This is a genomic window from Dapis brunnea BLCC-M229 (assembly GCF_050015995.1).
Lineage (GTDB): Bacteria > Cyanobacteriota > Cyanobacteriia > Cyanobacteriales > Microcoleaceae > Trichodesmium.
In genome coordinates this window covers 39,073-46,818 of sequence record NZ_JBNHEP010000051.1, presented here as the reverse complement: position 1 = coordinate 46,818, position 7,746 = coordinate 39,073, and the positions used below count along the sequence as shown (strand labels likewise).

The 7,746-nt window shown below is 36.1% G+C and carries 7 protein-coding genes; 6 read left to right on the top strand and 1 reads right to left on the bottom strand.

The annotated features are described in order from the left end of the window. Window positions 1-387: 387 nt before the first annotated feature. Window positions 388-1,764 carry a gluconeogenesis factor YvcK family protein gene (locus ACP6PM_RS06000; protein WP_426582757.1) on the bottom strand — a complete coding sequence of 459 codons (1,377 nt, stop codon included), beginning with the start codon at window positions 1,762-1,764 and terminating at the stop codon, window positions 388-390. A gap of 218 nt (window positions 1,765-1,982) precedes the next feature. On the opposite strand from ACP6PM_RS06000, the gene ACP6PM_RS05995 reads away from it, so the two are divergent. The 6 genes from ACP6PM_RS05995 (at window position 1,983) to ACP6PM_RS05970 (ending at window position 7,614) form a co-directional block, all read left to right on the top strand. Beyond that, window positions 1,983-2,768: an ABC transporter ATP-binding protein gene (locus ACP6PM_RS05995; protein WP_426582756.1), complete on the top strand. Its 786-nt coding sequence runs from the start codon at window positions 1,983-1,985 to the stop codon at window positions 2,766-2,768. Between the two features lie 359 nt (window positions 2,769-3,127). Next, window positions 3,128-4,327, top strand: coding sequence for an RNA-guided endonuclease InsQ/TnpB family protein (locus tag ACP6PM_RS05990; protein WP_426582754.1), 1,200 nt, complete (start codon window positions 3,128-3,130; stop codon window positions 4,325-4,327). 126 nt (window positions 4,328-4,453) lie between these two features. Beyond that, window positions 4,454-5,881 (top strand): MlaD family protein, encoded by a 1,428-nt coding sequence (locus ACP6PM_RS05985; RefSeq protein WP_426582752.1) that lies wholly within the window; start codon window positions 4,454-4,456, stop codon window positions 5,879-5,881. Window positions 5,882-6,382: 501 nt separating this feature from the next. Next, the gene (locus tag ACP6PM_RS05980) at window positions 6,383-6,790 is read left to right on the top strand and encodes a tetratricopeptide repeat protein (protein ID WP_426582750.1); all 408 of its coding nucleotides are present in this window, start codon (window positions 6,383-6,385) and stop codon (window positions 6,788-6,790) included. A 145-nt stretch (window positions 6,791-6,935) separates the two neighbouring features. Next, entirely contained in the window at window positions 6,936-7,202 is a 267-nt protein-coding gene (locus ACP6PM_RS05975) for a hypothetical protein (protein WP_426582748.1), read from the top strand. After that, a complete protein-coding gene (locus ACP6PM_RS05970; RefSeq protein WP_426582746.1) occupies window positions 7,177-7,614 on the top strand; it encodes a type II toxin-antitoxin system VapC family toxin in 438 nt (145 codons plus the stop codon). The genes ACP6PM_RS05975 and ACP6PM_RS05970 overlap by 26 nt, the downstream gene beginning before the upstream one ends. Window positions 7,615-7,746 lie beyond the last annotated feature (132 nt).

The following is a 7,746-nucleotide window of genomic DNA, read 5'->3' as shown; positions in this document are numbered from 1 at the left end:
TTTGATTTTTTTATTGGTAGATTGGATATGGCGTTTTGCTACACAACATGAAAAACAAGCCGATCAGCAATAGCGAGAAACCTCCCCATCTATCGACCGCTTTTTATCCCCTTTAAAGGCCATGGTTTAGCAACATCTTTCTTCACAGAAAACTTGACAAAATACAAAAGTTATATATTTGCTATTAAATGGATATTTCCCAAGAGTCAAAGTATTTAAAATACGTTTTTTTATAATGATTAATTTAGCGTTCATTCTCCCATCTTAAAATTTAATTCCAACTATTCTCCTCTTATCTTCCAACACTTCCTACCCTTCCCAAACTTCCCTTCATTCAATCTTTTTTCCTTCTTCCTTCTCTCCTAGATAACTAAAGCCTTCTTCCTTTTAAATCCGACTATACCACTGTAATAAAACCTGTGCCAACATCATGGAATCGTGGCGAACAAAACCAGTTTGTTCATCCTCATACATCACATTAGTTAAAAGAATTTTCCGCCCCAAATTTCTAACTGCTTCTCGGTCAAGAAAAACCGGATGAGAATCTTCTTGAGCATACTTAATTAAAGCTTGTGCCGAAGGACTTTTTCCCTGCACTAAAACAGTATCAAATAATCGTTTACCACAAGCAACATCAATAGCACGAATATGGTCAGCTACACTATATCCAGTAGTTTCCCCAGGCTGAGTCATAATATTACAAACATAAATACTAGGAATATTTCTTAAAGCAATTGCCTCAGCAATTTCAGATACTAATAAATTAGGAATAACGCTAGTATATAAACTACCAGGACCGATAATAATACAGTCAGCTTCTTCTATAGCTTGCAAAACTTTAGGCAAAGCAGGAGGATTTTCAGGAGTACAACCTATTTTGATAATTTTGCCACCTGCTTCAGTAATATTAGACTCCCCCTCAATACGTCGCCCATCTGCCAATTCTGCCCAGAGGTTAACATCAGTCAAAGTAGCAGGCAAAACCTGACCTTGGACAGCTAAAACTTTTGAACTAGCTGCTACAGCTCTTTCTAAATCTCCCGTCACCTCACTCATCGCCGTCAGGAACAAGTTGCCAAAACTATGCCCCACCAAACCATCACCAGCACGGAACCGATATTGAAACAACTCGGTTAACAACTTTTCCTCGTTAGCTAAAGCTGCCAAACAATTCCGAATATCTCCTGGTGGCAGTACCCCTATCTCTCGGCGCAACCTACCAGAAGACCCACCATCATCAGCCACCGTAACAATAGCACTAATATTAGCACTATCGCTCTTGAGACCCCTTAATAAAGTGGAAAGACCAGTACCCCCACCAATGGCTACAATTTTGGGACCTTTATTTAATCGTCGATGAGTAAGTAACCTATCGACCAGTTCTTCATCTCCCTCTGGCATTAACACTTGAGTAATAGTATTTAAACTGCGGTTTTGTCCCCAGAAAATAAATAACAAACCACTAAGGATAATTATTGGCCCGGAAATATAATTAGGTACTATAGTTGTTATCCATCCCAAGAAGTTCTTGAGTAGTTCTAGGGTGTAAAAAATAGGAGTCATTCCCGTCCATATTGCTACTCCTAAGCTAGTTAGTAGTACGCCAGCAGCACTCAAAAGTAACCATCGTTTGACGAATAATCCTGGGGCAAGCCATTTAAACCATTGGCCAATGACATGAGAGTTAGTTTTACGAGATTTCCCAAGATAAAAATTACTTTTGAGGAGAATGCGTAAGGTTTTCTTCAGTAAAGCAGTTGACATAGGAATTTTAACCTTAGATTGATTAAGGACAAATTTTGATCAAAATCTTATCTATATAAAGAGGATTCTGGCACTATTATCTCGGTTCAGGACCAAATTTTCTTGGGATGAAATTTGGCAAGCTCAGAATATTTACAGGGAATAGGAAATAGAAGGATGTCCTAACTTATTTGCCTAGTGCTATATAATATACTGCTAACAAAGTCCATCTCTAACTTATGAACCATGAACCTTTAATTCAACTCAAAGGAGTTAGTAAGTCATTTGGAGAAAATGTTGTCTTAGATGAAGCAGACTTAACAATCTATCGTGGAGAAGCATTAGCGATTATTGGTCCGTCGGGTACTGGTAAATCTACAGTTCTCAGAATTATTGCTGGTTTATTGACTCCTGATGCTGGGGAAGTTTATGTACAGGGAAAACGACGGGTCAGATGGATGGATGATTTAAAAGATCCAATTACTATTGGTATGGTGTTTCAGAATGCAGCTCTGTTTGACTCTTTGACAGTAGAAGAAAATGTCGGTTTTCTTTTGTATCAACATTCTAAGTTATTACGTTCCCAGATTCAGGAGTTGGTGAACCAGAAGTTGGAAATGGTGGGTTTGGGTAAAATTGGCGATCGCTATCCGGCAGAGTTATCTGGTGGGATGCGTAAACGGGTGAGTTTTGCTAGAGCAATTATTACTAATCCGGAAAATCCCCATGATGATCCAGATGTATTATTATATGATGAGCCTACGGCTGGTCTAGACCCCATCGCTTCTACTGTCATTGAGGATCTAGTCCGTCACATACAATATGTGGATGGTGGCTGTAGCACTTATGTTATGGTGACTCACCAACATAGTACCATTCGTCGCACAGCGGATAGAATTGTATTTCTTTATCAGGGAAAAGTTCAGTGGGAAGGTAGTGTAGATGAAATTGATACTGTGAATAATCCTCTAGTACAACAATTTTTTACAGGCAGTGTAGATGGGCCAATTCAAGTAGTTGGTTGATCAAGTCAGAATTTAGAATTTAGAAGTCAGAAGTTGTTTTTGTCACGCTGATTTTTGTTAAGTAACCGTCCAAAAAACATTTCCCCTTAAAAGGCGTTAAAAGGCGGGATTTGAGACCCAATTATTTTGATCGGGAAAAAATCTCTGATGTCAAGATTGCCACATTGGGATAAATAGAAAATAAATGTAGTGATTAGAGCATATATTTATTGATTATAAAGTAAAATTTTTACCAGAAAATTGGGTCTAAAGCCTCGCCCATAAGCGGGCGACTTTCAATGGGAAAAATATTTTTCAACTAATTGTTTTATCTGGAAAAATATGTAATAAAATAATATTATAGAAGCCAAAATATCAAAATGTTAGTAAGAGAGGCCAAGCTATTAAACGGGACAAAAAATCAATATAATTCTTTGGATGAAGCTATCAGAACGGCACAGTTTATTAGAAATAAAGCTGTGAGATATTGGATAGAGAACCAAGGAGTAAATAAGTCACGTTTATATAAACTAAGCAAAGAATTAGCTAGTGAGTTTGTCTTTGCAAATAAGTTGAACTCATCAGCTAGACAAGCTGCAATCGAAGTAGCTTGGACTTCAATTAGTAACTTTTATCGTCGTTGTCAGTCAGGAGCTGAAAAGAAAGGGTATCCTAAATTTAAAAAGCATTCTCGGTCAGTAGAATATAAACAATCCGGTTGGAAATTATCAGATGATTGTATGTTTATTACTTTCACTGATAAATTTAAAGCAGGCAAGTTTTCTCTTTATTGCAACTCCGAAACAAAAGAAGATTTATTCAGATTAAAAATTAATCGGGTTAGAATAGTTAGACGTGCAGATGGTTATTATTGTCAATTCTGTTTAGATACTGATAGAAAAGAGTCAGGAAATTATACAGGTAATGTTATAGGTATTGATTTAGGTTTAAAATACTTCTATAAAGACCAGAATGATAATGCTGTTGTTTATCCTCAGTATTTGAGGCAGTCAGAAAAAAAATTAAAACGTCTACAAAGACAATTAAGCAAAAAGTTTGTTAAGGGTAAAAAACCTCAGTCAAACAATTATCACAAAGCAAGAATTAGACTGGGAAAATGCCATTTGAAGGTTAGTAGACAGCGTAAAGACTGGAGCATTAAGCAAGCTCGGTGCGTAGTTCACTCTAATGATGTGATTGTTTATGAAGACCTCAAGATACAAAACATGGTCAAAAACCATCACTTGGCAAAGTCAATATCTGATGCTTCGTGGTATCAATTCACTCAATGGCTAGAATACTATGGAAAGATTTGGAGCAAAGCAGTTGTTTCAGTAAATCCTAATTTTACGTCTCAAGATTGTTCTAACTGTGGCCATAGAGTCAAGAAAACTTTATCAACTCGTACTCATGTTTGCCCTAGTTGTCATGGGGAAATTTGTCGTGATACCAATGCAGCAATCAACATTTTGAGGCGTGGATTAGAAATAATAGGTATTGAGTGGAATAACAGTACCGTAGGGCATACGGAAACTGCCGACAAGTCGGAAAACGCTTTGGGAGACAACAACCAATGCTGATGATAGGCAACTAGATTGAGTAAGTTGTGTCGATGAGCAAAGAATCACATAAGTGTGAGAATCTCTGTGCCTTTAGGCCGGAGAGTATGTCAAGTTTCAATATCATAAAAGCTTTTTGGAGAAACTATGCGCTCGCGAACAACTAGAGAAGGTTCAGTAGGTTTATTAACTTTATTAGGAATAGGTTTGTTTGGTGCCTTAATACTTTGGCTAAGGGGAGTAGAATTAGGCAAACGTAGTTATAAATTCATAGTTGAATTTGAAAGTGCATCTGGTATTGAGTTAGGCACATCAGTTAGATATCGAGGTATTAATGTCGGGCAAGTAGTAGAAATAAAACCAGGATTAAATGGAGTAGATATTACCCTAGAAATTAAGCCAGAAGACTTAATTATCCCTCGTGATGTATTTATTCAAGGCAATATATCCTCATTTATTGGAACTGCACAAATAGATATTATTCCTAGGGGTAGAATACCAGAATCAGAAATTTCTGCTAATGCCTTATCAGCTAATTGTCCTCAAATAATTATCTGTAATAATGACCGTTTACAGGGAGAGGCAGGAATAGAAATGCAACAATTATTAAGAGCAGGAATACGTTTAATTGACCTCTATAGTGACCCAGAGTTATTTAATAATGTCAAGATAATTGCTGAAAATACAGCTAATGCCTCTGCTGAAGCTTCTAAGTTAGCAAAACAACTCTCTGATTTATCAGAAACTATCAAAAGAGAAATGGGAGGTTTAAGTCAATATTTAAGAGAAGATGTCGATAATATAACAGGAATTATTCAAGGGGAAGTTGGAGGTTTGACTCAAACATTAGAAGGAGAAATTGGTGGTTTGACTCAAACATTAGAAGGAGAAATTGGTGGTTTAACCAATACGTTAGAGAGAGACTTAGATAGTTTAACTAAAACAGTAGAGCGAGAAGTTAATGATATTTCCAATCAAATAACTATTGTTACTAAAACCATGAAAGAATCTACAGAAAAAGTTTCTTCTGCCGCGGTCGCTTCCGCAAATTCTGTAGAGGAAGTAGCAAATAAATTTAGTTTAACAGTAGAGCAGATTAATGCAATTGTTAATACAAATCGTTCGACTCTAGTTGCCACTTTAGATAATATTGAGAAAACAACTGAAGAATTAGCAGTGCTAATGGAAAATTTAAGTCCGATTATTAGTGAAGTAGAAAAAGGAGAATTTATTAGTAATTTAGAAATATTATCGACAAATGCAGTAGAAACTTCTGCAAATTTACGGGATATTTCTAGCGATCTAAATAGTCCGACCAATATAATTATGTTGCAACAAACATTAGATTCAGCCAGAGCAACATTTGAAAATGTGCAGAAAATGACATCAGATTTAGATGATATAACAGGGGATGAAAGATTTAGGAGAAGTCTCAAACAAATTATTAATGGATTAGGCGATTTATTCTCTTCAACAAAGCAGTTAGAGCAGCAAACTCGGATGGCAAAAAATATTGAAAGTTTGTTGAAAGAGAGCAGTAGTTCAGAGATTAGTAATAGGGAAGTGGGGGAGTAGGGGAGTGAGGGAGTCGGAGAGAAATAAACATAAGAATAATTTACGATTTAGCGAAAATAATACTCCAAGCGATCGCTCTATGACTGATAACTGATAAGTGAAATAACTCATAGTTTAAATAAACTAACTCTAATAATTCCTCCTTTAGAAAACAGAGTAAGTTTATTAAACAAAAAACAAACAAAACAACTTGCTAATGAAGCAGAGGTAAAGGCCCAAAAATTTGCAGAAAGGTTGCGATCGCTAGGTATTAATCTTGATAAGATTATTCAAAATACTTAATCATAGCATAAAAAAATTACTTGTACAGATAAAATCAAAAATATTTTAGTAAAAAGATGAAAATTGAAAACCAAAAATTACTCAGATTAGTAAATATTTGCTTCAAATATATCTGAAAGGGCTTTTCTAGGGCAACGGATGGAAATGGTAGGATGAGCGATCGCTTTTTGGCTCAAATTGGGAAGACTGGAGAAGGTCGGTATTGGGAGTAGAGTGCCAATGCAAGGAACAGAGAAAGAATATATGGAAGCTCGTCAGCAGCGCAGTAAGACATTGAGAAAGATAATGTCCCTAGTTGGGTGTGTATCCTTTGGGGGTACTGCTTTGTTTGGGATAGCAAATATGTTTAAAAGTGCTTTTCAGGAGTCTCCACAGGTAGAGACGGCAGCAGTTATATCAGTAGAGGAGCAGTTGCAGAAAAGAGCGCGGGGATATGAAAGTGTGTTGGATAGGGAACCTGAAAATGTGACTGCTTTAGAGGGGTTGGTTAAAGTTAGGTTGGAGATGGGGGATAGGGAAGGGGCGATCGCTCCTCTGGAAAAATTAGTGAATTTCTATCCAGAGAGAGAGGATTATAGAGTGGTGTTGGAGCAGGTGAGGTTGGAGGTTGGAGAAAATAGTCAATAGTATCAATTTTCTGAGATTTAGTCAGTTATTTTTAGGATAATTTCATTATTTCTGAAAAAGACCAATCTAATTCGTTATATTTTGTATCATGTTCAGAAAAAGCTATTGATTATGGAATAATTAATATTTATTGTTAGGTGTTGTTATGATGCAGTCAATAAAAGGTATTTTTAAAGATGGCATGGTTCATCCTAGTGAACCTGTTTCTTATCCAGAAGATCATCCAGTTATTATTACTTTCCTAGATGTAGCGACGAGTTCTAAAACAGTAGGTTTGTCAGAAGAAAAAAATCAAGCTGAGTGGGATAGATTATTCTCTGTTATAGAAAGTTGTCAGATGGAAACAGGAATAACCGATCTAGCAGACCAACACGATTATTATTTGTATGGTACACCAAAGCATGATGATTAATTCCCAGAAAGTTTTTGTGGATACATCAGCTTGGATAGCCTTGATTAATAGTAGTGATAATTTAGCAGCTAAAGCTAAACAAATTCTGGTTAGACTGAACCAACAGCAAGTTATTTTAGTAACAACAGAATTTATTTTGTTAGAAGTAGCTGATGCTTTATGCAAAACTAATCTACGTCAAAAAACTTATGCTTATATTCATGGAATTAAACAAGTTCCAGATATTATTAAAATTATCCCTTTAGAACAAAGTTTATTAGAGGAGGGTTGGGAAATTTACCATCAGTATTCTGATAAAGATTGGGGATTAACTGATTGTATTAGTTTTGTTGTGATGAGGCTTGAAGGTATTACTGAAGCTTTTACATCTGATCGGCATTTTCAGCAAGCTGGATTTAATAAATTAATGTAGTTAATATATTCTTTATTACATGAAAAAAAATTAGCTGATGAACGGGGCGATCGCTCCTCTGAAAAAGTTGGTGGGGTTGTATCCTGAGAGGGAGGATTATAAAGTGGTGTTGGAACAGGTGAAGTTGGAGGT